This window comes from Enterococcus sp. DIV0236, assembly GCF_050558525.1.
GTDB classification, from domain to species: Bacteria; Bacillota; Bacilli; order Lactobacillales; family Enterococcaceae; genus Enterococcus; species Enterococcus faecalis.
In genome coordinates this window covers 1,665,703-1,689,307 of sequence record NZ_CP187891.1, presented here as the reverse complement: position 1 = coordinate 1,689,307, position 23,605 = coordinate 1,665,703, and the positions used below count along the sequence as shown (strand labels likewise).

The window sequence follows — 23,605 nt, the reverse complement described above, 5'->3', positions numbered from 1 at the left end:
TAACGAAGAGGAGAAAATTATGTCTAAAACAATTGCAATTAATGCAGGTAGTTCAAGTTTAAAATGGCAATTATACCAAATGCCAAATGAAGAAGTGATCGCTAAAGGAATCGTTGAACGTATTGGCTTAAAAGATTCTATCTTCACAATTAAATATGGTGAAGGACAAAAATATGAAGTAATTGTTGATATTGATAACCATGAAGTGGCAGTAAAAATGTTACTAGACCAATTAATCGACTTAAACATTTTAGGTTCTTATGATGAAATTACTGGTGTTGGTCACCGTGTAGTTGCTGGTGGAGAAGAATTTAAAGATTCTGTTGTTATTACAGACGAAGTATTAGAAAAAATTGAAGCTTTATCTGAATTAGCACCTTTACACAATCCAGCGAATGCAATGGGGATTAAAGCATTTAAACATATCTTACCAGAAATCATTAGCGTGGCAGTCTTTGATACGTCGTTCCACACAACAATGCCAGAACACAACTATTTATATAGTGTACCGCGTGAATACTATGAAAAATTTGCTGCACGTAAATATGGGGCACATGGAACTAGTCATCGTTATGTCTCTCAACGTGCTGCAGAAATGTTAGGTCGTCCAATTGAAGACTTAAAAATTATCACTTGTCACTTAGGTAATGGTGCTTCAATCACTGCAGTTGATGGTGGTAAATCAGTCGATACATCAATGGGCTTCACTCCTCTTGCTGGCGTTACAATGGGGACTCGTTCAGGGGATGTTGATGCGTCACTATTGCCTTATTTAATGACAAAACTTGGCTTGACTGATGTACAAGACATGGTTGATATTTTAAACAAAAAATCTGGTTTATTAGGTTTAACAAATGGTTTATCAAGCGACATGCGCGATATTCAATCAAACTTAGATAAACCTGAAGTTCAAACAGCATACAACATTTTTATCGATCGTATTCGTAAATACATTGGTAGCTATGTCACTGTTATGAATGGCGTTGATGCGATTGTCTTTACTGCTGGAATCGGTGAAAATGCAGTTGGCGTTCGTAAAGATATTATTGATGGCATGACTTGGTTTGGTTGTGAAATCGATGATGACAAAAATAATGTACACGGTGAAGAAGCAGTTATCTCAACTGATGATTCAAAAATCAAGCTTCTATTAGTACCAACTGATGAAGAGTTAATGATTGCCCGTGACGTAGAACGTCTAAAATAATTAAACGAACACACCTTGTGAGATGCTCTCACAAGGTGTGCTTAATAGGTAAATAAGAAGAAACTGAGCCAACTATCAAAAGTGATAGTTGGCTCAGTTTCTTTTTATTCTTTATTTTTCTTCATTTTTTGGTAATTTGTTGTCTAAATCCGTCCGTACAACGAGAACATCGCAACTAGCATTACGGATAACTGATTCAGAGACAGAGCCAATAAATAAACGCTCAACGGCATTTAATCCAGTTGCTCCTAACATAATTAAATCAATGTTGTATTCTTTTGGTAATTCTTTGGCAATAATGTTCTTAGGAGAACCATAGGCTAGAACGCTAGAGACTTTTGTTTGTCCCATATCCACCGCTTGTTGTTGGTAGGTGTCTAAGGTTTCTTTTGCCATTGACATTGCTTCTTCTGCTAGCGCACCATCAAAAGAGGACACTGATTGGAAAGAGCGCGTATCAACAACATGTGCTAATAGTAATTCAGCATCGTTTCGTTTAGCGACGTTGACCGCTTTTTTAAAGGCTAAGTCTGCTTCGTCAGAACCATCGATTGCTATCATAATTTTTTGATATTGTTGTAACATAATAACCGCTCCTTTCAGCGTAAAAAAAATCATTAATTGTTTCTATAATAATTGTAAAACAAACAAAGAAAAAAAGAAACTGAAACCGCTTCTTTTTTTTCTGAATATTGGCATTTTTTTTGTAAAAAAAGAACCTGGGACAAAAATCACTTTGGATTTTTGTCCCAGGCTTAAAAATTGATAAACGGCGGAAACAGAAGCAACTCCTTCGGAAATAAGCCGAAATTCTCCAAAAATTAAAGAACAATTTTCGGAAATTCCTTCTTATTTCTCGGAGTTAAACACTTCTGTCCCGACCTCTTTAAATTCATCGTCTTTTATGACATTTTTTTTGCAAAAGTTAAACTAAACAACGTTGAAAGTAATAAAACAAAAAAGATAAAACCAATTGACAATAACGGGCGATTAAAAATAGCCGCTAGAACACCTAGAATGGCGATAATCAAGTAATAACGCCCAAAACGTTCGATAAACTGTTGACTTTCTGTTGCAGTTTCTTTTTTTAAGAGTGGTAAAAAAGCTGCACTTTTCTTCATCAAATAATAACTGGCTACGCCTGTGACAACGGCGAGTAATAGTACGAGTATACGAATCATCTTGTCCTCCAAAAAAAAACAACTTGCCAGAGCAAATTGTTTAGAAATCTTCATAAAAATGGTAAAATCCGTCGATGCCGGTAATCGTCCTAGAGTATTGAACCCGCAAGATAAGCAGGTGGGTTCCTCGATCGCAGTATTGAACTACCAAAAGAAAAGGCATGTTACCAACTTTGATACAAGCAGGATCCCTAGATATCAATAAAAATGTTCGGTCAACACAGTGAAAGGACAACGCGTACATCACAGATTTACCATCTTTATAATAGCATACTCTCTCAAAATCGGCAACGAGATTGTTTCTTTTTTTGAAAGCGTATTATTTTGTTATTTTTTCTGTTTCCATTCTTGGATACGCTTGAGTTGCTGATGTAAGGCTTGTTCATATTTACCAATATCAATCGGTTCGTAATAACGTGCCTCTTTTAATTTGTCAGGTAAGTATTGCTGATTGACCCAACCGTTTTCAAAATTATGTGGGTATTGATAACCAATGCCACGGTTTAATTCTTTGGCTCCAGCATAGTGGGCATCACGTAAATGATCAGGAACATCTCCCACAGAGCCTTGTCGAATATCTGCCAAAGCAGCATCAATCGCTGTGACTGCAGAATTTGATTTTGGCGATAAACATAAATCAATGACGACACTAGCTAGAGGAATCCTAGCTTCTGGAAACCCTAGCTTTTCGGCGGCTTGAACAGCGGTGACCGTCCGAGCGGCGGCCGCAGGATTCCCAAGACCGATATCCTCGTAAGCAATGACCATTAAACGACGACAAATAATCGGTAAATCACCTGCTTCAACTAAGCGACCCAGATAATGAAGTGCAGCATCTACATCGCTTCCTCGAATCGACTTTTGGAAAGCGGAAATCACGTCATAATGGGCATCGCCATCTTTATCATGCGTTAAGGCTTTTCGTTGCACGCACTCTTCAATAATCGGTAAGGTGATCTTAATTTCGCCTTGTTCATTTTTGGGTGTTGATTTAACAGCTAATTCTAGTCCATTTAGCGCACTACGTAAGTCACCGTTCGTTGCGCGTGTCAAATGTTGTAATGCTTTTTCTTCTAAGTGGACAGGATAATCGCCTAAGCCACGTGTGCTATCGGTTAAGGCTTCTTGAATCGCTTGCTGAATGTCTGTTTCCGTTAAGGGCTTTACTTCAAAGATTTGCGTACGACTACGAATCGCAGGATTAATTGTGATATATGGATTTTCGGTAGTGGCTCCAATCATAATAATTCGTCCGTTTTCTAAATGAGGGAGCAAAAAATCTTGTTTTGTTTTATCTAATCGGTGAATTTCATCAAGCAGTAAAATCACTGTGCCACTCATTTTGGCTTCTTCAGCAACGATTTGTAAATCTTTTTTTGTGTCTGTGGCCGCGTTCAACATGCGAAAGGCATAATTTGTTGAACCAGCGATTGCGCTGGCAATACTGGTTTTTCCAGTGCCAGGCGGCCCATAAAGAATCATCGATGAAAGCATTTTGGCTTCGACCATCCGACGAATAATTTTACCAGGGCCGACTAAATGTTGTTGACCAACTACTTCGTCTAAGTGACGAGGTCGCATTCGATAGGCTAAAGGTTGTTGCATAAAAGGACCTCCTTTTTCATAATCATCTTATTATAACATAAAGAACGTACATTCGCTTTTTGGTGGTTTTTTGGGTTTTAGATGGATATAGCGGAAGGTTTCGTGTATGATAGGGAGTGGTGAAAGAAATGAAAGAAACGATAAATATCTTTAACACAAAAACAACTGAAGAAGTGGCACAATACTTGTTAGGGATGTATTTAGAGCACGAAACAGCAACAGGCGTTTTAGGTGGGTACATTGTGGATGCAGAAGCTTATTTAGGTCCTGATGATGAGGCGGCCCATAGCTTTGGCTTGAGAAAAACGCCACGCTTACAAGCCATGTATGACAAACCAGGTACGATTTATTTATATACTATGCACACGCATTTAATTTTAAATATGGTGACACAAGAACAAGGCAAACCACAAGGGGTGATGATCCGCGCGATTGAACCTGTTGAAGGTGTCGACAAAATGATTGAAAATCGCCAAGGACGTCAAGGCGTGGAATTGACCAATGGACCAGGTAAATTAGTTGCAGCCTTAGGAATTGATAAGCAATTATATGGGCAGTCGATTTTTTCTAGTTCGTTACGGCTCGTGCCAGAAAAACGAAAATTTCCGAAAAAAATTGAGGCACTACCACGAATTGGGATTCCCAATAAAGGTCGTTGGACAGAGTTGCCTTTAAGATACGTCGTGGCTGGCAATCCATATATTTCTAAACAAAAAAGAACAGCAGTAGACCAAATAGATTTTGGCTGGAAGGATGAAGAAAATGAAAAAAGCAACAATGCTCACATACTTAGAGGAACAACTTGAAAAACACTTAGGAGATTACGAAGTAGGCCTTGATTGGGATCGCAAAAACCATACCATCGAAGTCATTGTTCGTTTATATGCAGAAAACAATGAGCAAGTGGCGATTGATGATGTTGATGGTACGCTTTCAGAAGAAGAATTCATTGAATTTGAAGATGGTTTGTTATTTTACAATCCGCAAAAGTCTGTCGTTGATGACGAAGAGTATTTAGTCACAATTCCTTATGAAGGAAAAAAAGGGCTACGCAAAGCAGTTTTAGACGGATTCATTCACTATTTAAAAGTGGTTTTAGATGAAGGGCAAAGTGATTTGTTAGACTTTTTATCAGATGAAACAGCGGAAGTTTTTGAATTGCATTGGGAGCCAGCAGATTTTGAAGCGATGATTAAAAAAGTGGCAGAAACAGAAAAAGAACAATGGATTGCGTATCCAAGTTATTAATTTAGAGGTGAGAACATGAAGTGGACAGAAGTAAAAGTAGAAACGGCTAGCGAAGCAGTTGAAGCAATTTCAAACATTATGATGGAAGCTGGCGCAAGTGGCGTGGCCATTGAAGATGCGTTGGACATTGAAAATTTTGAAAGTGATCTGTATGGGGAAATTTTAGATAAAGAGCAATTCACCCACATTAAAGAAGGGGCGATTGTGATGGCTTATTTTCCTGAAACAACCTTCTTACCAGAAATTTTACCATTTATGAAAGAAAATATTTTACGCTTGCCTGAGTACGGCTTATCCATTGGTAAAAACGAAATGACAATTAGTGAAGTAGCAGAAAGCGACTGGGCAACTGCTTGGAAAAAATATTATCATCCTGTCCGTGTCACACGATTCTTAACGATTGTGCCAAGTTGGGAAGCCTATCACGCACAAGATGAAGCAGAAAAAATTATCACATTGGATCCGGGCATGGCTTTCGGTACAGGTACGCATCCAACGACTCGTTTAACCTTGCAAGCTTTAGAAACTGTTTTACGTGGTGGCGAAACAGTTCTAGATGTAGGAACGGGCTCTGGTGTTTTGAGTATTGCAAGTCGCTATTTAGGGGCTAAAGACGTCTACGCATATGATTTAGATGAAGTAGCAGTTGCAGCGGCAAAAGAAAATATGGATTTAAATCCCATTGCGGCCGATGTTCATGTGTCAGCCAATGATTTACTAAAAGGGATTGACCATTCTGCTGATGTAATCGTCGCAAATATTTTGGCAGATATTATTGTGTTAATGATTGAAGATGCTTGGCGTTTGCTAAAACAAGACGGAACCTTCATTATTTCTGGAATTATTGAAGATAAAAAAGCAATGGTTTTAGAAGCACTAACGAAAGTCGGTTTTGTGGTGGACCAACTCTTTAATCAAGGCGATTGGTATGCGATTATCTTGAAGAAACCAGAGGAAGAGTAAAATGCAACGGTATTTCATGAAAGAAGATTATCAAGAAAAAGATTTGTATAAAGTCGCAGATGAAAACTATCATCATATTGTGCGAGTTATGCGAATGACGCCGAATGATCGTTGTTATTTAGTATTTCAAAATAAAACTGCCATTTTAGCTGAGATTGTGGAAATTGATTCAACATCTGTTTACTTTAAAGAAATTAGTAAAGAAGAAATGGACAAAGAATTGCCAATTGAAGTGACGATTGCGTGTGGGTTACCAAAAGGGGACAAGTTAGAATGGATTGTTCAAAAAGGCACGGAGCTAGGTGGCAATCAGTTTATCGGCTTTCCTGCGAAAACTTCCGTTGTCAAATGGGACCACAAAAAAAGAGCAGCCAAAGAAAAAAGATTACAAAAAATTGCCACAGAAGCGGCGGAACAATCGCATCGGCAGCAGACACCAAGTGTTTCTTTGGTGGAAAAAACACAAGAAATCATTGCGCAATTTGACTCATATGACACAGTCTTGGTTGCGTATGAAGAATCAGCAAAACAAGGAGAAAAAAGTCAATTAGCACAAGTATTATCCACTTGCCAGCCAGGCGCACGTTTGTGTGTGCTCTTTGGACCTGAAGGTGGCTTTGCACCGCAAGAAATTGAACAATTTCTGCAGGCTGGGGCGAAACTTTGCGGGTTGGGTCCGAGAATTTTACGAGCAGAAACAGCACCGTTGTATCTTTTAAGTGCGGTTAGCTACCAAATGGAACTTTTAAATTAAACGAAAGCCCGCCTGTAAAATTCTTGTAGGCATTCTCTTTGAATAAACAGAGAGTAAAAAAGCGACAGTGATTGAAATTTAAGGGAAATTTAGTATAATAGAGTTGTTGAAAGTGCTACTGTTTCAAGTGGTACTTTTCTTTTTTATTAAAATAGATAAAACGTGAACGAAGTGTTCTTTATCCAAAGGTCACCTTCATAGAGGAGTGAATACCATGCCAAAAGAAGAAATACTGACAGGCCCAGCGGTCATCAAAATTGTAAGTACCTATATGGGACCAGAACATGTTGAGTTGGTTCAAAAAGCATTAACTTATGCTGAAAAAGCACACGAAGGTCAAGTCCGACAATCAGGTGAACCTTACATCATCCATCCGATTCAAGTGGCAGGCATTCTGGCTGAATTACATATGGATCCCCATACTGTAGCAACAGGATTTTTACATGATGTTGTCGAAGATACGGACGTAACACTGGACGATTTAAAAGAAGAATTTGGCGAAGACATCGCAATGTTAGTCGATGGCGTAACGAAACTAGGAAAAATTAAATATAAATCTCATGAAGAACAATTAGCCGAAAACCATCGGAAAATGTTATTGGCAATGGCGCAAGATTTACGGGTCATTATGGTGAAACTAGCCGATCGTTTGCACAATATGCGCACATTAAAACATTTACGTGAAGATAAGCAACGACGGATTGCGCAAGAAACTTTAGAAATTTATGCGCCTTTAGCACATCGCTTAGGGATTAGTCGAATTAAATGGGAATTAGAAGATACTGCCTTACGTTATATTAACCCCAACCAATACTATCGAATTGTTAATTTGATGCAAAGCAAACGCGATGAACGTGAAGCTTATGTGGCAGAAGCAGTCGAAGATATTCGTTTAGCTACGGAAGATTTAGAAATTTACGCAGAAATATATGGTCGACCAAAACATATTTATTCAATCTATCGTAAAATGAAGGACCAAAAGAAACAGTTTAATGAAATCTATGACTTATTAGCCATTCGTGTTATTGTCGATTCCATTAAAGATTGCTATGCCGTGTTAGGGGCGATTCATACACGTTGGACACCAATGCCAGGTCGCTTTAAAGATTATATTGCTATGCCAAAAGCGAATATGTATCAATCTATCCATACGACAGTTATTGGGCCAAAAGGGAATCCAGTAGAGGTCCAAATTCGGACCCATGAGATGCACCAAATCGCCGAATTTGGGGTGGCGGCTCACTGGGCCTATAAAGAAGGCAAAGCGGAAAAAATTGAAACAGATGAACTGACGAAGCAAGTCGATTGGTTCCATGAAATTATTGAATTACAAGATGAAAGCTATGATGCTTCTGAATTTATGCAAGGTGTGAAAGAAGACATTTTTAGCGACAAAGTCTATGTCTTTACGCCAAGTGGAGATGTAACCGAACTGCCAAAAGGCTCCGGACCACTAGATTTTGCTTACAGTATCCATACTGAAATTGGGAATAAAACAACCGGTGCGAAGGTCAACGGCAAAATGGTACAGTTAGACTATGTCCTAAAAAATGGGGATATTATTGAAGTCCTAACATCACCGAATTCTTTCGGACCTAGTCGCGACTGGCTGAAAATGGTTAAAACAAGTAAAGCCAAAAATAAAATCAAACGTTTCTTTAAAGAACAAGACCGTGAAGATAACATTATTAAAGGGCATGATGCTGTCATTAAATACATGATAGAAATCGGCTTTACACCGAAAGAATTTTTAACGAAGAATAAAATGGCGGAAGTGCTAGATAAATTTAAATTTCAAACGGAAGATGATTTATTTGCGGCAGTAGGTTATGGCGAAGTAAGTGCGCAAGTAGTGTGCAATCGTTTAACAGAAAAAGAACGCCGCGAACAAGAGTTGGAACGCCAACGTCAAGAAGCGGAAGAGTTGCTAAATCAGCCAGCTAAAAAAGAATCAGAAAAAATGAAAGTTCGTCATGAAGGCGGCATCGTGATTCAAGGGGTGGACAACCTATTGATTCGTTTAAGCCGCTGTTGTAATCCAGTGCCTGGTGATGAAATCGTTGGTTACATTACCAAAGGACGTGGCGTTTCAATTCATCGTGCGGACTGTCCTAACGTACAACATCAAGAAGAACTAGCACAACGTCTAATTGAAGTTGAGTGGGAAGATACCGAGCACAGTCGCAAAGAATACGCTGCCGATTTGGAGATTTACGGCTATGATCGTAGTGGCTTACTAAGTGATGTTTTACAAGTCATTAGTTCGATGACAAAAAATTTAGTCGGCGTTGAAGCTCGTCCATCCAAAGATAAGATGGCCCAGATTCATGTTACTGTGAAAATTCAAAACCTTTCTCATTTAAAAACCATCGTTGACAAAATTAAAAGTGTACCAGATGTTTATAGTGTTCGTCGAACCAATGGGTAAGTGTTAAAAGTGAGGCAAAAAAGATGAAAGTAGTTATTCAAAGAGTCAGTCAAGCACAAGTTGCGATAGAAGAGCAGATAGTGGGACAAATCAAACAAGGCTTCATGGTGCTGGTGGGCATTCATCAAGAAGACACGCCAGAAGATGTGGCTTATGTTGTTGGCAAAATCAGTAAATTGCGTGTTTTTGAAGATGACGAAGGAAAAATGAATCGCAGTATTCAAGAGATTGAAGGATCAATTTTGAGTATCTCTCAATTTACCCTCTATGCAAAAACTAAAAAAGGCAATCGTCCCAGTTTTATTGAAGCGGCTCGTCCAGATGTGGCGATTCCTTTGTATGAATTATTTAATCAACAATTAGAAGCAGAAGGAATAGCGGTAGCCACAGGAGAATTTGGCGCGGATATGCAAGTGTCGTTGACCAATGATGGTCCAGTGACCATTGTGATCGATACACGAGAAAAATAATTGATTTTCCTATCGGAACCCCTTGACTTTCTAAGAGAACTTTAGTAGTTTATAGATAATATTAAAAATCTACGAAGGAACGAGTAAGTTTCATCTGTCTGCGAAGAGAGAGTTGCCGTGGCTGAGAGCAACTTCAACAGTGAAAGTGAAAGACATTCTGGAGATGGACGGAAGAAAAGCCGTCCCGTTACGAGCGTTAATCGTTGAGGAAAGAGTAAAATCTTTCAAAACTAGGTGGTACCGTGTAAAAGAGACTTTTACGCCCTTGTATGTTCAACATACAAGGGCTTTTTTCATTTTTAGAAAAAAGAAAATGGCGTACACATTTTTGTGGAATGATAGAAGGAGAGAAAGACAATGAGTTATCAAAAACCAAAAGGAACAAACGATATTTTGCCAGGAACTTCTGAAAAATGGCAATTTGTGGAAGAAACAGCTCGTTTGATTTTTAAAGATTATCAATACCAAGAAATCAGAACCCCGATTTTTGAACATTATGAAGTAATATCTCGCAGTGTTGGCGATACCACAGATATTGTTTCAAAAGAAATGTATGATTTTTATGATAAAGGAGATCGTCACGTGACCCTACGTCCTGAGGGGACAGCGCCAATTGTTCGGGCCTTCGTTGAAAATAAATTATATGGTCCGGAATATACGAAACCATATAAAACCTATTACATGGGGCCGATGTTCCGCTATGAACGCCCACAAGCTGGTCGTTTGCGTCAATTCCATCAAATTGGTGTGGAAGCATTTGGTAGTGAAAATCCAGCATTGGATGTTGAAATTATGGCTATGGCTTTGGACTTCTTCAAACAATTAGGCATCCAACAAATCAAATTAGTTATTAATTCCTTGGGGGATAAAGAAACACGTGCTACGTACCGTCAAGCATTAATCGATTATTTAGAGCCCCATATGGCAGAATTAAGCGAGGATTCACAACGTCGCTTACACGAAAATCCATTGCGGGTGTTAGACAGCAAAGATAAAAAAGACAAGGTGATTGTCGCAGAAGCGCCCTCCATTTTAGATTATTTAAATGAACCATCTAAAGCACATTTTGAAGCAGTAACTGATATGTTAGATTTACTAGAAATTCCTTATGAAATTGATAGTAATATGGTTCGCGGCCTGGATTATTACACACACACAATTTTTGAAATTATGAGTGAAGCGCCTAAAATGGGTGCGCAATCAACAATTTGTGCAGGGGGCCGATACAATGGTTTAGTTGAAGAATTAGGCGGCCCAGACACACCAGGTTTTGGTTTTGGTATGGGCATTGAGCGAGTGTTGTTAACAATGGAAGCTGAAGAAGTTGTGATTCCAGCGTTATCTGAATTAGACGCATATGTGGTTGGGATTGGTTCAGAAACCAACGTCGCAGCTTTGCAACTTGTTCAAAGCATTCGTAACTTTGGTTTCTCAGCTGATCGTGATTACATGAATCGCAAACCAAAAGCGCAATTTAAAACGGCCGATAAATTACAAGCAAAATTAGTTTTAACAATCGGTGAAAATGAATTGAATGAAGGCATTGTCAACGTAAAATCAATGGCAACACGCGAAGAAAAAGCCTTCCCGTTAAGTGCTATTCATGATTCATTTGATGAAGTGTATGACGAAATGATGACAAAAATGATTGAAGAATAAAAAGGAGAGATTGAGAAATGGCAAAACGCACAACCTATTGCGGCAATGTATCTGCCGAATTTATTGAAAAAGAAGTTGTATTAAAAGGATGGGTTCAAAAACGTCGTGACTTAGGAGGGGTTATCTTTATTGATTTACGTGACCGTGAAGGAATCGTCCAAGTGGTCTTTAACCCAGAAAAGTCAAAAGAAGCATGGGAAATTGCTGATAAATGTCGTAGTGAATACGTCATCGAAGTTAAAGGTCAAGTCGTTTATCGTGATAAAGAAGCGATTAATCCCAAAATGAAAACTGGCGAGTTTGAAGTGATGGCGACTGACATTACGATTTTAAATACTGCGAAAACAACGCCATTTACCATTGAAGATGACAATAACGTTAATGACGAATTGCGCATGAAATATCGTTATTTAGATTTACGTCGTCCATCAATGACAAACAACATTAAATTACGTCACCAAGTAACGAAAACAATCCGTCACTATTTAGATAATCATGACTTTTTAGACATTGAAACTCCTTATTTAGGCAAATCAACACCAGAAGGCGCTCGCGATTATTTGGTTCCTTCTCGTGTCCATGCCGGTCATTTTTATGCTTTGCCACAATCACCACAACTCTTTAAACAATTATTAATGGGAGCAGGCTTCGATCGCTATTACCAAATCGTTCGTTGTTTCCGTGATGAAGATTTACGAGGCGACCGTCAACCAGAATTTACACAAATCGATATTGAAACGACCTTTTTAACACCAGAAGAAATTCAAACATATACAGAAAATATGTTGGCTGAAGTGATGAAAGAGACAAAAGGAATTGAGATTTCTGTTCCGTTTCCACGAATGAGCTATGACGAAGCAATGGCACGCTATGGTAGCGATAAACCCGACACTCGTTTTGCTATGGAATTAATTGATGTTGCAGATGTAGTGAAAGACGTAGACTTCAAAGTTTTCCAAGCAGCGTTGGAAAATGGTGGACATGTGAAGGCTTTGAATGCAAAAGGCGCCGCAGATAAGTATTCTCGTAAAGATATGGATAACTTAGGTAAGTATGTGAGTCAATTTGGTGCAAAAGGCTTAGCTTGGTTAAAAGTTGAAGAAGATGGCTTAAAAGGACCGATTGCTAAATTCTTAACAGAAGTTAGTGATGAATTAATTGCTGCTACCAATGCAGAAGTCGGTGATATTTTAATGTTTGGTGCCGATAAACCTGAAATCGTAGCTGCTGCTTTAGGTGCGGTACGTACACGTTTAGGTAAAGAATTAGGTTTAATTGATGAATCGAAATTCAATTTCTTATGGATTGTGGATTGGCCGTTGTTTGAATATGATGAAGAAGCTGGCCGCTATGTTTCTGCTCATCATCCATTTACACAACCAAAAGCAGAGGATGTGGCCCGCTTAGCAACAGACCCAGCCTCTGTGTATGCTGAAGCTTACGATGTTGTCTTAAACGGCTACGAATTAGGTGGCGGCTCATTACGGATCCATACACGAGAATTACAAGAAAAAATGTTTGAAACGTTAGGTTTTACAAAAGAAGAAGCACAAGACCAATTTGGTTTCTTGCTAGATGCATTAGATTACGGCTTCCCGCCACATGGAGGGATTGCTTTAGGGTTAGACCGCTTAGCAATGCTATTGGCTGGGGAAGAAAATATTCGTGAAGTGATTGCCTTCCCTAAAAACGGGAAAGCAATTGACCCAATGAACAACGCACCAAGTTTAGTTTCTCCATTACAATTGTTTGAATTAAACATTGATGTAACAGCCATTGACGAATAAGTGTTAAATCCAAAGAAAGAGTGACTTCATTGACGGATGAGGTCACTCTTTTTTTGGAAAGGAAAAAGATAACGAAAGACTTAAAAAGTGGCTGAGCTAAAAATCTGCCAATTGGCTGTTTTTTCTTTTTAGAAAACTTTGTATGATAACTGAGTGTATAAAGGAGCGAAACAAATGACAAAAATAATTTTAACAATTGGCGGTTCCGATCCTTTTTCAGGTGGCGGGATTCAAACAGATTTAAAAACGTTTGAAAATCATCAAGTCTTTGGCTTATCAACTTTAACTTGCCTTGCTACAGCCCCCAAGAATCATTTTCAGATTCATGACCTGGAGACTTCTTTGGTGAAAGAGCAACTCGCTTCCATACCTGCTGGGAGTTTAGACGGCATCAAGATTGGCTTGATTCACAGTGAAGAAAGTATGCTACAAATTGCAACCTTTTTGAAAAAGCATGCAGGTCTGCCGGTAGTGTTGGATCCTGTCTTGGCTTTTAAAGAAACGACTTCAGTTTATGAAAAAAGATACATGCAGTTATTGATTGAAAAACTTTTTCCATTCGCAACGATTATAACGCCTAATTTAAAAGAAGCAGAATTACTTATTGGCAGAAAATTAACAACCGTCGAAGAAGTTCAACAAGCGGCGGAAGAGTTAAACTCTTTAGGAGCGGCAACGGTGGTGATTAAAGGTGGTAATCGTTGGCTTGGCCAAGAAGCACGTGACTTTTTTTATGATGGACAACAACATATTCAATTGGTCAAAGAAAAAGTAATGGCCCACACCATTGATGGCGCTGGTTGTTCCTTTGCCTCTGCAATTGGTGCGAATTTAGTTAAAGGATATCCGTTAATTGAAGCAGTTGATTTAGCAAAAACATACGTTCATGAAGCCATTGTTTCTGGGGTCCAGCTAAATGCAGCTTTTGGAAGTGTGTGGCATGAAGGATTACTAGCAGGAGGTGTGGCGGATAATGACAAGAAAAATTAGTCTATATGCAGTAATTACCGCTTTAACAGTGGCTGTGTCAATGGTCTTTATTATCCCCGTCCCAGCAACAAATGGCTTTGTTACATTGGCGGATGCAGGGATTTACATTGCTAGTTTACTTTTTGGTCCGATTGGTGGCATGACAGTCGGGGCTTTAAGCGGTGGTTTAATTGATTTATTGTCAGGCTATCCACAATGGTTCGTTTTTTCGTTATTGATTCATGGCGGACAAGGGTGGTTAGCAGGTCACTTCTTTAATAAAAGTAAAAAGATGCAAACGCTAGGATTACTTTTAGCCAGTCTCCTTATGATTAGCGGGTATGCTTTAGCGACTAGCTGGCTTTACGGAGTGGGTGCGGGGATTGCCTCTTTACCAGGGAATATCATTCAATCCTTATTTGGGGTGATTGTAGCATTGCCTCTTAGTCAAACATTAAAACGTGTGTTACCAAAAAATGGTCGTTTAGAAGAAAGAAGGATGAACAAATGACTATCGATGAAAAAATGTTAAAAGAACAGTTAGTGACAATTACAGAAGAAGTCATTACAGCAGGAAATTTACAAAAAGGGGACCTATTTGTTTTAGGTTGTACCACCAGCGAGGTAGTAGGTGGCGTCATTGGTAAAAATTCCAGTGCCGAAGTAGGACAATGGATTGTCTCAACCTTAATTGAACAATTAGATAAAAAAGGCATCTCTTTGGCTGTCCAAGGATGCGAACATATTAATCGTGCTTTAGCGATGGAACGTCGTGTGGCTGAAGAAAAAGGCTTTGAAATTGTCTCGGTAGTACCACAATTACATGCTGGCGGTTCTTGTTCAGTGGCTGCCTTTGAAAAATTTGATGAACCTGTGGAAGTGGAGCATATTGTTGCTCAAGCAGGGATTGACATTGGCGATACATCTATCGGTATGCATGTAAAACATGTGCAAGTTCCTCTTCGCTTGAGCATTCGAACGTTAGGTGCGGCCCATGTTACAGCATTATATTCTCGTCCTAAATATATTGGTGGACCAAGAGCCCATTATGAAACAACCCAAGAACGAAATCGTTAAGATTTCGTTCTTTTTTCATTTCTATAAACATTTGATGAATCTTCCGTAATTATTATAGGAATCTCTTTTTTTCTCTCGGTAAACCACGTATAATATGAAAAGAAATGTAATTTATTGAAAACCTGAAACGAGGCTATTATTTATGAAAAAAATTTATGACGGACTGCCAGTTCATGACTATACAACAAAATTTTCTGTGTCGATTGTCTATGCTATTCTTGCATCAATTGCCATGAACTTTTTCTATCAACCAGGAAATATTTATTCCAGTGGCTTAACAGGCTTGGCACAAATTTTAACAACCCTCTCAACAAAAATTGTCGGTTTTAATGTGCCTGTCTCCATTACATTGTATCTGTTAAATGTGCCGTTATTCTTTATTGCGTGGAAAAAAATAGGTAAGAAGTTTACAATTTTTACTTTCATTACCGTGACTTTAACTTCATTATTTATGCATATTGTTCCGCAAACGGTGATGACCCAAGATCCAATTATCTGTGCTATTTTTGGTGGGGCGATTTCTGGATCAGGAATTGGTTTTGTCTTAAAAAACGGGGTTTCTTCTGGGGGCTTAGATATTCTAAGCATTACCATTCGGAAAAAAACGGGGCGTTCCGTTGGCTCGATTTCAATTTATTTTAACGCACTAATTGTCTTCGTTGCAGGTTATTTATTTGGCTGGCAGTACATGTTCTACAGTGCGTTATCAATTTTTGTAAGTGGGAAGGTCACAGATGCCGTTTATACTAAGCAAAAGAAAATGCAAGTTATGATTGTCACCAAAAACCCAGATCGAGTCGTGGATGAGATTCAAAAGAAAATGCGCCGCGGTATTACAATTATTCATGAAGCGGAAGGGGCATATCGCCACGACCGCCAAACTGTTTTGCTAACTATTGTGACACGCTTTGAGTTGCCAAGTTTAGAAGCAGCCATGAAAGAAAGCGATCCGAATGCCTTTGTCAGCATCTCAGATAATGTCAAAATTTTAGGACGTTTTTACGAAGAAGATTACAAATAAAAGGATATGAAGCAACGAGAGAATGGCTGTGTCTATTCTTTCGTTGTTTTTTTTGAAAAATAAGTAAAAAAATGCTTTGTGTGAGGACCTGAAATTCCCATTTAAACAAGAAGTTAATTGAAAGACGTTCGTGATTTCCTTTGCTTTTGGTTTAATTAAATCTAATTATTCGGAAATAAGTCGCTATTGTTTCTCGCAAACGAATGCTTTGTTTGGATTTGAAAGAAAACGATGAAAAAAGAATCATTTTTATTGAAAAGACCCAAAAAAACTGGTACACTAAGTGTGTAATTGATAAGTACTTTTAATACTGTTATGAATAAATAGTAGGAAAAACGAACATCAATTCTATTTTTTTAAAGTTCATAGGTCGTTTTCAGTCTTACTTGGACATATTTCGACCCACAAAAGGAGCGCATCATGTTAAAAGAATTTAAAATGATTGAAGCAGTTGCTCCAGATATGCTCGATGTATTACAAGAAAGATTCCAAATTCTTCGCAATATTTATTGGATGCAACCTATTGGACGTAGAAGTTTATCAGAAACGATGGGAATTACAGAGCGAGTCTTGCGTACAGAAACAGATGTTTTAAAGCAACTCAACCTGATTGAACCTTCAAAAAGCGGAATGACATTAACAGAACGCGGTTTGGAAGTCTACCAAGGCTTAGAATTAGTCATGAATCAATTGCTTGGTATGCACCAAATCGAAAAAGAAATGACACAGTACTTTGGCATTCAACGTTGTATCGTTGTTGCAGGAGATAGTGATATCCAAAAGAAAGTTCTTTCGGACTTTGGAGATGTCTTAACCAATACGCTGAATTTACTCTTACCAAATGGTGAGAATACAATTGCGGTTATGGGTGGGACAACAATGGCCATGGTGGCCGAAAATATGGGATCACTAGAAACTGAAAAACGTCATAATTTGTTTGTTCCAGCCAGAGGAGGGATTGGTGAAGCAGTTTCTGTCCAAGCCAATTCAATTAGTGCTGTAATGGCCAACAAAACGGGTGGTAACTACCGGGCGTTATATGTCCCAGAACAATTGAGTCGTGAAACGTATAATAGTTTATTACAAGAACCCTCGATTCAAGAAGTTCTTACGTTAATTAGTCATGCCAACTGTGTGGTGCACAGTATTGGTCGAGCGTTGCACATGGCGGCACGCCGAAAAATGTCTGATGACGAAATGGTTATGCTCAAACAAAAAAATGCCGTGGCAGAATCGTTTGGTTATTTCTTTGATGAAGAAGGAAAAGTGGTCTATAAAATTCCACGAATTGGCCTTCAATTAAAAAACTTACAAGAAATTCCCTATGTCGTCGCGATTGCGGGCGGCAAAACGAAAGCCAAAGCCATTCGCGCATATATGAAAAATGCACCAAAACAAACGTGGCTCATCACAGATGAAGCTGCTGCAAACGAGATTTTAAAAGGGGTAACCCTTTAAAATAAAAAATTTTTGATTTTCATAAGGAGGAAATCTTTAATGACAGTTAAAGTAGGTATTAATGGATTTGGACGTATCGGACGCTTAGCTTTCCGTCGTATCCAAGATGTAGAAGGAATCGAAGTAGTTGCAATCAACGACTTAACAGATGCTAAAATGTTAGCACACTTGTTAAAATATGACACAACTCAAGGCCGTTTCAACGGTACAGTTGAAGTTCACGAAGGTTCATTCAACGTTAACGGCAAAGAAATCAAAGTTTTAGCTAACCGTAACCCTGAAGAATTACCATGGGGCGAATTAGGCGTAGACATCGTATTAGAATGTACTGGTTTCTTTACTTCTAAAGAAGCTGCTGAAAAACATTTAACTGCTGGTGCAAAACGTGTAGTTATTTCAGCTCCTGGTGGTAACGATGTACCAACAATCGTTTACAACACAAACCATGAAACATTAACTGGAGAAGAAACTGTAATTTCAGGCGCTTCTTGTACTACAAACTGCTTAGCTCCAATGGCTAAAGCTTTACATGACAACTTTGGTGTTGTTGAAGGTTTAATGACAACTATCCACGCTTACACAGGTGACCAAATGACATTAGACGGACCACATCCTAAAGGCGACTTCCGTCGTGCGCGCGCTGCTGCTGCAAACATCGTACCTAACTCAACTGGTGCTGCTAAAGCAATCGGCTTAGTAATCCCAGAATTGAACGGTAAATTAGATGGCGCTGCTCAACGTGTTCCTGTAGCTACTGGTTCATTAACTGAATTAGTTACTGTATTAGACAAAGAAGTTACTGTTGATGAAGTGAATGCAGTAATGGAAAAAGCTGCTAACGAATCTTATGGTTATAACACAGACGAAATCGTTTCTTCTGATATCGTAGGTATGACTTACGGTTCATTATTCGATGCAACTCAAACAAAAGTTATGACAGTTGGCGACAAACAATTAGTTAAAACTGTTGCTTGGTATGACAACGAAATGTCATACACTGCTCAATTAGTTCGTACTTTAGAATACTTCGCTAACTTATAAGATTCATTCTTATCATTAGTGAAATTTGAACAATTGTGAAATAATAAGCGGGGAAGCAACGCGCTTCTCCGCTTTCTTTTTTTAAAAAAGAAAAATCCTAAAATTGACAATACAGGAGGTCTACTCATGGCTAAAAAGACAATTAAAGATGTAGATTTAAAAGACAAAAAAGTCCTTGTCCGTGTTGACTTTAACGTTCCGTTAAAAGATGGCGTGATCACAAACGATAATCGTATCGTAGCGGCTTTACCAACAATCAAATACGTGATTGAAAATGGCGGAAAAGCAATTCTTTTCTCTCATTTAGGTCGTGTAAAAACAGAAGAAGACAAAGCTGGCAAATCATTAAAACCAGTGGCTGAACGTTTAAGCGAATTACTAGGTCAACCAGTTACTTTTGTTCCAGAAACACGTGGTAAAGAATTAGAAGACGCTGTTAACAATATGAAAGATGGCGACGTTTTAGTATTTGAAAACACTCGTTTTGAAGATGTTGACGGCAAAAAAGAAAGCGGCAATGACGCTGAATTGGGTAAATACTGGGCTTCTTTAGGCGATGTATTTGTCAATGATGCTTTTGGTACTGCACACCGTGCACATGCCTCAAACGTTGGAATTGCTTCAACTGGTATCCCAACAGTTGCTGGTTTCTTAATGGAAAAAGAAATTAAATTCATCGGCGAAGCTGTTGAAAATCCAAAACGTCCATTCGTAGCAATCTTGGGTGGCGCAAAAGTTTCTGACAAAATCGCTGTCATTGAAAACCTAATTGAAAAAGCCGATAAAATTTTAATCGGTGGCGGTATGGCTTACACATTCATGAAAGCACAAGGCTATAGTGTTGGTTTATCTTTACTTGAAGAAGATAAAGTGGACTTAGCGAAAAGCTTAATGGAAAAAGCTGGCGACAAATTAGTTTTACCGGTTGATACAGTTGTCTCTAAAGAGTTCAGCAATGACGCTCCTTTCCACACGGTTCCTTCAACTGAAATCCCAGATGATGAAGAAGGCTTGGATATCGGTGAAAAAACAATTGAATTATTCGCTAACGAATTACAAGGTGCGAAAACAGTTGTTTGGAATGGACCAATGGGCGTATTTGAAATGAGTAACTTTGCCAAAGGAACAATTGGTGTTTGTGAAGCGATTGCTAATTTAGAAGACGCAACAACAATCATCGGTGGCGGGGACTCTGCTGCTGCAGCAATTCAATTAGGCTACGAAAACAAATTCTCTCACATCTCAACAGGTGGCGGAGCAAGTTTAGAATTATTAGAAGGCAAAACTTTACCAGGTTTAGCTTCTATTAACGATAAATAATCAGTTTAAAAGACAATATTTTTAAAAAAAGAAAAGGATGTGCTTTTCATGCGCAAACCAATTATCGCTGGTAACTGGAAAATGAACAAAACTTTAAGCGAAGCACAAAGCTTTGCAGAAGCAGTAAAAAATGCTGTTCCATCAAACGACGTTGTTGACGCTGTGATTGGATCTCCAGCATTATTCTTAGCTCCTTTAGCTTGGAACCTAAAAGATTCTGAAGTGAAATTAGCTGCACAAAACTGCTACTGGGAAAACGCTGGTGCCTTCACTGGTGAAAACTCACCAGCTGCAATTGCAGATTTAGGTGTAGACTATGTGATTATCGGACACTCTGAACGTCGCGAATATTTCCATGAAACAGATGAAGATATCAATAAAAAAGCCAAAGCAATCTTTGCAAATGGTATGACACCAATCTTCTGTTGTGGTGAAACTTTAGAAACGTATGAAGCTGGTAAAACAGCGGAATGGATCGAAGGTCAAATCACTAACGGCTTAGTTGGTTTATCAAACGAACAAGTTGCTTCAATGGTTATCGCTTACGAACCAATCTGGGCAATCGGAACTGGTAAATCTGCAGATGCTAATATTGCAGATGAAATCTGTGGTGTTGTTCGTTCAACAGTTGAAAAATTATACGGCAAAGAAGTTTCTGAAGCTGTTCGTATTCAATACGGTGGTTCTGTTAAACCAGAAAACATCGCTGAATATATGGCAAAAGAAAACGTTGACGGTGCTTTAGTCGGCGGCGCAAGCTTAGAAGCAGATTCATTCCTAGCTTTATTAGATGCTGTAAAATAAGAAATCACTAACGGTAACGTTTTCTCAATGACTTTTGCAAAAAAATGTTTGCATAGTTTGCGAGAATTAACTACAATCATACATGAGGGAATCCCCTTAGTATAAATACAAACTCAAAGGAGAGACAAAACATGTCAATTATTACTGATATTTACGCACGCGAAGTCTTAGACTCACGCGGTAACCCAACAATCGAAGTAGAAGTTTACACTGAAAGCGGAGCTTTCGGCCGTGGAATGGTTCCTTCAGGAGCTTCAACTGGTGAATACGAAGCAGTTGAATTACGTGATGGCGACAAAGCTCGTTACTTAGGTAAAGGTGTTACTAAAGCTGTAGATAACGTAAACAACATCATTGCTGAAGCAATCATCGGTTACGATGTACGCGATCAAATGGCTATCGATAAAGCAATGATCGATTTAGATGGAACTCCTAACAAAGGTAAATTAGGTGCTAACGCTATTCTTGGTGTGTCTATCGCCGTAGCTCGTGCTGCTGCTGATTACCTAGAAGTGCCTTTATATCACTACTTAGGCGGATTCAATACAAAAGTATTACCAACTCCAATGATGAACATCATCAACGGTGGATCACATGCTGACAACAGTATTGACTTCCAAGAATTCATGATCATGCCTGTAGGTGCGCCTACATTCAAAGAAGCTTTACGTATGGGTGCAGAAGTATTCCACGCATTAGCTTCAATCTTAAAAGGTCGTGGCTTAGCTACTTCAGTAGGTGACGAAGGTGGTTTCGCTCCTAACTTAGGTTCAAACGAAGAAGGTTTCGAAGTAATCATCGAAGCTATCGAAAAAGCTGGCTATGTTCCTGGTAAAGACGTTGTTCTTGCTATGGATGCTGCTTCTTCAGAATTCTACGACAAAGAAAAAGGCGTTTACGTTTTAGCTGACTCAGGCGAAGGCGAAAAAACAACTGAAGAAATGATCGCGTTCTACGAAGAATTAGTTTCTAAATACCCAATCATTTCAATCGAAGACGGCTTAGACGAAAACGACTGGGACGGATTCAAAAAATTAACTGAAGTATTAGGCGACAAAGTTCAATTAGTTGGTGACGATTTATTCGTAACAAACACAACTAAATTAGCTGAAGGTATCGAAAAAGGTATCGCTAACTCAATCCTAATCAAAGTTAACCAAATCGGTACTTTAACTGAAACATTTGAAGCAATCGAAATGGCTAAAGAAGCTGGCTACACTGCAGTTGTATCTCACCGTTCTGGTGAAACAGAAGATTCAACAATCTCTGATATCGCTGTTGCAACAAACGCTGGTCAAATCAAAACTGGTTCATTAAGCCGTACTGACCGTATTGCTAAATACAACCAATTATTACGTATTGAAGATCAATTAGGCGATGTAGCTGAATACAAAGGCTTAAAATCTTTCTACAACTTAAAAAACAAATAATTCATTTAATGAATAACGCTTAAAGGGACAATTGGTTAATGAACCAATTCTCCTTATACTCGGACGTAAAAACACGCCTTTCTGCAAAGAAAGGCGTGTTTTTTTATATTTATAAAAATATTGAAAAAAATAGATTAGAAATAACTTCAACCGTACATCGCTCTATAATCACTTGTTTAAAAATAACAAAACATTAACAAAACAACATTATATAAAAAATTAATAAAACAAAATAATTGTTATTTTATAATTTTAGTATTGACTGGTTTCAGATAACGCTGTACGCTTAAAGAAATAGTATAGAATTTCACAAAAAAATGAAAACACAAATTTAACTTGGAGGATGTTGAGTATTGAGCAACGGGAAAAAGATTTTTATTAGTCATAGTTCAAAGGATCAAGAATATGTGGATGCGTTTATCCAATTATTGAAAAAGTTTGGGTTTCGAACACAGGATATTTTTTATAGTTCCACTATTGAAACAGGTGTACAGCCAGGAGAATTAATTTTTGACACGATTAAAAGGGAGCTAACCAATCAACCTGTCATGCTGTATTTTTTATCTGATCATTATTATCAGAGTATTCCATGTTTAAACGAAATGGGTGCTTCTTGGATGCTATCAGATAAACACTATCCAATTGCGTTAAATAATTTTTCTATGAAAGATATGAAAGGTGTTATTAGTAGTGAGCGTTTGGCGATTGCGTTTAATGATAAGACAAGTACTAATGAAATAAACTGCTTATTAAAAAAGTTATCTCATGACACAGATGTACAAGCTGAGCCAGATTTTGAACTAAACGTTGAGAAAAATATTCAGCCATTCCAAAATAAACTGACACAACTGATTCGGCAAGCAAGTTATTTAAAACCTGATGAAAAGGGATATTTTGAAACGACTCTTAGCACTCATCGTCCTGTGTATGGCACAGCAAAAGGGGTGTATGACTGTTTCAAATTACCTAGCTTAATTGAGCCTAAAAGTTTAGGTTTAGACACGCTATCAGAGGATGAAAGCCATTGGCTATTCTTTTTTCTTACGTGGGGAACTTTTCAAGAAGGCGAAAAAGTGCGGTTTAAATTGAAAAAGGATAAGGCGTATAACAATCGGGAATTCAGTGATATTGGTAAATGTAAAAATATTTACGTCTCTTATTTAGAGAAGGTAGAGTAATTGGA

At 38.3% G+C, this 23,605-nt stretch carries 23 protein-coding genes and 1 other RNA gene; 20 read left to right on the top strand and 4 right to left on the bottom strand.

Annotated features, from left to right (window positions below; genetic code table 11):
- Nucleotides 1-19: 19 nt before the first annotated feature.
- Nucleotides 20-1,207: an acetate/propionate family kinase gene (locus IGK27_RS08270; RefSeq protein ID WP_002357064.1), complete on the top strand. Its 1,188-nt coding sequence runs from the start codon at nucleotides 20-22 to the stop codon at nucleotides 1,205-1,207.
- 111 nt (nucleotides 1,208-1,318) lie between these two features.
- Here the strand turns inward: IGK27_RS08270 and IGK27_RS08265 are convergent, their stop codons facing one another.
- The 4 genes from IGK27_RS08265 to IGK27_RS08250 all read right to left on the bottom strand — a co-directional run bounded on the left by IGK27_RS08265 (nucleotide 1,319) and on the right by IGK27_RS08250 (nucleotide 3,993).
- Nucleotides 1,319-1,792, bottom strand: coding sequence for a universal stress protein (locus IGK27_RS08265; RefSeq protein ID WP_002357065.1), 474 nt, complete (start codon nucleotides 1,790-1,792; stop codon nucleotides 1,319-1,321).
- A 317-nt stretch (nucleotides 1,793-2,109) separates the two neighbouring features.
- Nucleotides 2,110-2,442 carry a hypothetical protein gene (locus IGK27_RS08260; RefSeq protein WP_002357068.1) on the bottom strand — a complete coding sequence of 111 codons (333 nt, stop codon included), beginning with the start codon at nucleotides 2,440-2,442 and terminating at the stop codon, nucleotides 2,110-2,112.
- A 7-nt stretch (nucleotides 2,443-2,449) separates the two neighbouring features.
- Nucleotides 2,450-2,643, bottom strand: a non-coding RNA gene (ssrS, locus tag IGK27_RS08255) — 6S RNA.
- Between the two features lie 72 nt (nucleotides 2,644-2,715).
- A complete protein-coding gene (locus IGK27_RS08250) occupies nucleotides 2,716-3,993 on the bottom strand; it encodes a replication-associated recombination protein A (protein ID WP_002360030.1) in 1,278 nt (425 codons plus the stop codon).
- A gap of 128 nt (nucleotides 3,994-4,121) precedes the next feature.
- Between IGK27_RS08250 and IGK27_RS08245 the strand changes: the two genes are divergently transcribed.
- The 19 genes from IGK27_RS08245 to IGK27_RS08155 all read left to right on the top strand — a co-directional run bounded on the left by IGK27_RS08245 (nucleotide 4,122) and on the right by IGK27_RS08155 (nucleotide 23,600).
- Nucleotides 4,122-4,799 carry a DNA-3-methyladenine glycosylase gene (locus IGK27_RS08245; protein ID WP_002364174.1) on the top strand — a complete coding sequence of 226 codons (678 nt, stop codon included), beginning with the start codon at nucleotides 4,122-4,124 and terminating at the stop codon, nucleotides 4,797-4,799.
- Nucleotides 4,756-5,241, top strand: coding sequence for a DUF3013 family protein (locus IGK27_RS08240; protein WP_002388170.1), 486 nt, complete (start codon nucleotides 4,756-4,758; stop codon nucleotides 5,239-5,241). The genes IGK27_RS08245 and IGK27_RS08240 overlap by 44 nt, the downstream gene beginning before the upstream one ends.
- Nucleotides 5,242-5,256: 15 nt before the next feature.
- A complete protein-coding gene (prmA, locus tag IGK27_RS08235; protein ID WP_002357075.1) occupies nucleotides 5,257-6,204 on the top strand; it encodes a 50S ribosomal protein L11 methyltransferase in 948 nt (315 codons plus the stop codon).
- Nucleotide 6,205: 1 nt separating this feature from the next.
- Entirely contained in the window at nucleotides 6,206-6,958 is a 753-nt protein-coding gene (locus tag IGK27_RS08230) for a 16S rRNA (uracil(1498)-N(3))-methyltransferase (RefSeq protein WP_002357078.1), read from the top strand.
- Between the two features lie 214 nt (nucleotides 6,959-7,172).
- Nucleotides 7,173-9,386 (top strand): RelA/SpoT family protein, encoded by a 2,214-nt coding sequence (locus IGK27_RS08225; protein ID WP_002381746.1) that lies wholly within the window; start codon nucleotides 7,173-7,175, stop codon nucleotides 9,384-9,386.
- A gap of 23 nt (nucleotides 9,387-9,409) precedes the next feature.
- Nucleotides 9,410-9,856 carry a D-aminoacyl-tRNA deacylase gene (gene dtd / locus IGK27_RS08220; protein ID WP_002357080.1) on the top strand — a complete coding sequence of 149 codons (447 nt, stop codon included), beginning with the start codon at nucleotides 9,410-9,412 and terminating at the stop codon, nucleotides 9,854-9,856.
- 139 nt (nucleotides 9,857-9,995) lie between these two features.
- Nucleotides 9,996-10,217 (top strand): hypothetical protein, encoded by a 222-nt coding sequence (locus tag IGK27_RS08215; protein WP_002401802.1) that lies wholly within the window; start codon nucleotides 9,996-9,998, stop codon nucleotides 10,215-10,217.
- A complete protein-coding gene (hisS, locus tag IGK27_RS08210) occupies nucleotides 10,214-11,515 on the top strand; it encodes a histidine--tRNA ligase (RefSeq protein WP_002362049.1) in 1,302 nt (433 codons plus the stop codon). Before IGK27_RS08215 ends, hisS begins: the two co-directional genes overlap by 4 nt.
- Before the next feature lie 17 nt (nucleotides 11,516-11,532).
- Complete coding sequence (aspS, locus tag IGK27_RS08205) at nucleotides 11,533-13,302, top strand: aspartate--tRNA ligase (RefSeq protein ID WP_002360034.1); 1,770 nt, start codon at nucleotides 11,533-11,535, stop codon at nucleotides 13,300-13,302.
- Nucleotides 13,303-13,455: 153 nt separating this feature from the next.
- Nucleotides 13,456-14,292: a bifunctional hydroxymethylpyrimidine kinase/phosphomethylpyrimidine kinase gene (locus tag IGK27_RS08200; RefSeq protein ID WP_002385835.1), complete on the top strand. Its 837-nt coding sequence runs from the start codon at nucleotides 13,456-13,458 to the stop codon at nucleotides 14,290-14,292.
- Nucleotides 14,276-14,782, top strand: a complete 507-nt coding sequence (locus IGK27_RS08195; protein WP_002413890.1) for an ECF transporter S component — start codon at nucleotides 14,276-14,278, stop codon at nucleotides 14,780-14,782. The genes IGK27_RS08200 and IGK27_RS08195 overlap by 17 nt, the downstream gene beginning before the upstream one ends.
- On the top strand, nucleotides 14,779-15,348 hold the full coding sequence (locus IGK27_RS08190; RefSeq protein WP_002365825.1) for a TIGR01440 family protein: 570 nt from the start codon (nucleotides 14,779-14,781) through the stop codon (nucleotides 15,346-15,348). The genes IGK27_RS08195 and IGK27_RS08190 overlap by 4 nt, the downstream gene beginning before the upstream one ends.
- 142 nt (nucleotides 15,349-15,490) lie before the next feature.
- Complete coding sequence (locus IGK27_RS08185; protein ID WP_002357090.1) at nucleotides 15,491-16,369, top strand: YitT family protein; 879 nt, start codon at nucleotides 15,491-15,493, stop codon at nucleotides 16,367-16,369.
- 420 nt (nucleotides 16,370-16,789) lie between these two features.
- A complete protein-coding gene (locus IGK27_RS08180; protein ID WP_002357092.1) occupies nucleotides 16,790-17,827 on the top strand; it encodes a sugar-binding transcriptional regulator in 1,038 nt (345 codons plus the stop codon).
- A gap of 39 nt (nucleotides 17,828-17,866) precedes the next feature.
- The gene (gene gap, locus IGK27_RS08175; protein ID WP_002357093.1) at nucleotides 17,867-18,868 is read left to right on the top strand and encodes a type I glyceraldehyde-3-phosphate dehydrogenase; all 1,002 of its coding nucleotides are present in this window, start codon (nucleotides 17,867-17,869) and stop codon (nucleotides 18,866-18,868) included.
- 126 nt (nucleotides 18,869-18,994) lie between these two features.
- On the top strand, nucleotides 18,995-20,188 hold the full coding sequence (locus IGK27_RS08170) for a phosphoglycerate kinase (protein ID WP_002357094.1): 1,194 nt from the start codon (nucleotides 18,995-18,997) through the stop codon (nucleotides 20,186-20,188).
- 48 nt (nucleotides 20,189-20,236) lie between these two features.
- Entirely contained in the window at nucleotides 20,237-20,992 is a 756-nt protein-coding gene (tpiA, locus tag IGK27_RS08165) for a triose-phosphate isomerase (protein ID WP_002360035.1), read from the top strand.
- A gap of 131 nt (nucleotides 20,993-21,123) precedes the next feature.
- Nucleotides 21,124-22,422 carry a phosphopyruvate hydratase gene (gene eno / locus IGK27_RS08160; protein ID WP_002357098.1) on the top strand — a complete coding sequence of 433 codons (1,299 nt, stop codon included), beginning with the start codon at nucleotides 21,124-21,126 and terminating at the stop codon, nucleotides 22,420-22,422.
- Between the two features lie 353 nt (nucleotides 22,423-22,775).
- Nucleotides 22,776-23,600, top strand: coding sequence for a toll/interleukin-1 receptor domain-containing protein (locus IGK27_RS08155; protein ID WP_002360036.1), 825 nt, complete (start codon nucleotides 22,776-22,778; stop codon nucleotides 23,598-23,600).
- The last annotated feature ends 5 nt before the right edge of the window (nucleotides 23,601-23,605 follow it).

Excerpts from the sequence above, each read along its gene's own strand:
- IGK27_RS08195 (WP_002413890.1), top strand. The coding sequence starts at position 14,276 with ATGACAAGAAAAATTAGTCTATATGCAGTAATTACCGCTTTAACAGTG.
- prmA (WP_002357075.1), top strand. The coding sequence starts at position 5,257 with ATGAAGTGGACAGAAGTAAAAGTAGAAACGGCTAGCGAAGCAGTTGAA.
- tpiA (WP_002360035.1), top strand. The coding sequence starts at position 20,237 with ATGCGCAAACCAATTATCGCTGGTAACTGGAAAATGAACAAAACTTTA.
- IGK27_RS08180 (WP_002357092.1), top strand. The coding sequence starts at position 16,790 with ATGTTAAAAGAATTTAAAATGATTGAAGCAGTTGCTCCAGATATGCTC.
- IGK27_RS08190 (WP_002365825.1), top strand. The coding sequence starts at position 14,779 with ATGACTATCGATGAAAAAATGTTAAAAGAACAGTTAGTGACAATTACA.
- IGK27_RS08250 (WP_002360030.1), bottom strand. The coding sequence starts at position 3,993 with ATGCAACAACCTTTAGCCTATCGAATGCGACCTCGTCACTTAGACGAA.
- IGK27_RS08185 (WP_002357090.1), top strand. The coding sequence starts at position 15,491 with ATGAAAAAAATTTATGACGGACTGCCAGTTCATGACTATACAACAAAA.
- hisS (WP_002362049.1), top strand. The coding sequence starts at position 10,214 with ATGAGTTATCAAAAACCAAAAGGAACAAACGATATTTTGCCAGGAACT.
- IGK27_RS08230 (WP_002357078.1), top strand. The coding sequence starts at position 6,206 with ATGCAACGGTATTTCATGAAAGAAGATTATCAAGAAAAAGATTTGTAT.
- gap (WP_002357093.1), top strand. The coding sequence starts at position 17,867 with ATGACAGTTAAAGTAGGTATTAATGGATTTGGACGTATCGGACGCTTA.
- eno (WP_002357098.1), top strand. The coding sequence starts at position 21,124 with ATGTCAATTATTACTGATATTTACGCACGCGAAGTCTTAGACTCACGC.
- IGK27_RS08225 (WP_002381746.1), top strand. The coding sequence starts at position 7,173 with ATGCCAAAAGAAGAAATACTGACAGGCCCAGCGGTCATCAAAATTGTA.
- IGK27_RS08260 (WP_002357068.1), bottom strand. The coding sequence starts at position 2,442 with ATGAAGATTTCTAAACAATTTGCTCTGGCAAGTTGTTTTTTTTTGGAG.
- IGK27_RS08240 (WP_002388170.1), top strand. The coding sequence starts at position 4,756 with ATGAAAAAAGCAACAATGCTCACATACTTAGAGGAACAACTTGAAAAA.
- IGK27_RS08170 (WP_002357094.1), top strand. The coding sequence starts at position 18,995 with ATGGCTAAAAAGACAATTAAAGATGTAGATTTAAAAGACAAAAAAGTC.
- IGK27_RS08270 (WP_002357064.1), top strand. The coding sequence starts at position 20 with ATGTCTAAAACAATTGCAATTAATGCAGGTAGTTCAAGTTTAAAATGG.
- aspS (WP_002360034.1), top strand. The coding sequence starts at position 11,533 with ATGGCAAAACGCACAACCTATTGCGGCAATGTATCTGCCGAATTTATT.
- dtd (WP_002357080.1), top strand. The coding sequence starts at position 9,410 with ATGAAAGTAGTTATTCAAAGAGTCAGTCAAGCACAAGTTGCGATAGAA.
- IGK27_RS08245 (WP_002364174.1), top strand. The coding sequence starts at position 4,122 with ATGAAAGAAACGATAAATATCTTTAACACAAAAACAACTGAAGAAGTG.
- IGK27_RS08265 (WP_002357065.1), bottom strand. The coding sequence starts at position 1,792 with ATGTTACAACAATATCAAAAAATTATGATAGCAATCGATGGTTCTGAC.